The 1480-nt window shown below is 71.2% G+C and carries 1 protein-coding gene; it reads right to left on the bottom strand.

All coding sequences use genetic code 11. From position 1 onward, the window contains the following. On the bottom strand, window positions 1-1379 hold a 1379-nt coding region (locus tag ACSNN9_RS28450; RefSeq protein ID WP_436676387.1), incomplete at its 3' end, for a HAMP domain-containing protein. Between the last annotated feature and the right edge of the window lie 101 nt (window positions 1380-1480).

The following is a 1480-nucleotide window of genomic DNA, read 5'->3' as shown; positions in this document are numbered from 1 at the left end:
ACCTGGGCCTGACCGCCCAGCTTGCCCTCCGTGCCCACCTCGCGCGCGACGCGGGTCACCTCGTCGGCGAACGACGAGAGCTGGTCCACCATCGTGTTGACGGTGTTCTTCAGCTCCAGGATCTCGCCCTGGGCGTCGACCGTGATCTTCTGCGAGAGGTCACCCTTCGCCACGGCGGTGGAGACCTGGGAGATGTTGCGGACCTGGCTGGTCAGGTTGCCGGCGAGCTGGTTGACGTTCTCCGTCAGGTCGCGCCAGGTGCCGGAGACGCCGCGCACCTGGGCCTGGCCGCCGAGCTTGCCCTCGATGCCCACCTCGCGGGCGACGCGGGTCACCTCGTCGGCGAACGACGACAGCTGGTCCACCATCGTGTTGACGGTGTCCTTGAGTTCCAGGATCTCGCCCTGCGCCGCCACGGTGATCTTCTGCGACAGGTCGCCCCGGGCCACCGCCGTGGAGACCTGGGCGATGTTGCGCACCTGGGCGGTCAGGTTGGACGCCATCGAGTTGACGCTGTCGGTCAGGTCCTTCCAGGTGCCGGCCACGTTCGGCACGTCGGCCTGCCCGCCGAGCTTGCCCTCGGTGCCCACCTCGCGGGCCACCCGGGTGACCTGCTCGGCGAAGAGCCGCAGGGTGTCGGTGAGGTAGTTCATCGTGTCGGCCAACTCGGCGACCTCGCCGCGCGCGCCGACCGTGATCTTCTGCGACAGGTCGCCCTTGGCCACCGCCGTCGCCACCTGGGAGATCGACCGCACCTGGCCGGTCAGGTTCGACGCCATGGTGTTCACGGAGTCGGTGAGGTCCTTCCAGGTGCCGGCGACGCCGCGCACGTCGGCCTGGCCGCCCAGCTTGCCCTCGGTGCCCACCTCGCGGGCCACCCGGGTGACCTCGTTCGAGAAGGACGAGAGCTGGTCGACCATCGTGTTGACCGTGCGGCCGATCCGCAGGTACTCGCCGCGCAGCGGCCGGCCGTCGATCTCCAGGGCCATGTGCTGGGAGAGGTCGCCGTCTGCCACCGCGACGATGACCCGGGCGATCTCGGTGGTCGGCCGGCCCAGGTCGTCGATCAGCGAGTTGACCGCCCGCTGCCCCTCCGCCCAGGAGCCGTCCAGGCCCTCGTCGTCCAGGCGCTCGGTGAGCCGGCCGTCCCGGCCGACGATCCGGCTGATCCGCCGCAGGTCGAGGTACTGCCGCTCCTGGAGCGACACGACCTCGTTGAAGGCGTCCGCGACCTCACCGGCCCGGCCCGCCCGGCGGGGCAGCCGGACCTTCAGGTCACCTCGGCCGACCCGCCGCAGTGCCTCGGTCAGCTCGCCGAGGAGCGCCTCGTGGTCGGGCGCGGACGGGTCCGCGGTCGCCGACTGTTTCGTGGTCATCATTCCTCGCTCAGCTCGGGGCCACCGGCTCCTGCCGACGCCGGCCATCCCATCATTGTGCCCGCGACCTCCCCCACGCCACGCCCACGCGCCCACCCCATCCC

It is taken from the genome of Micromonospora sp. URMC 107 (assembly GCF_051386315.1).
GTDB lineage: Bacteria > Actinomycetota > Actinomycetes > Mycobacteriales > Micromonosporaceae > Micromonospora.
This window is presented reverse-complemented; position numbering and strand designations above follow the sequence as displayed.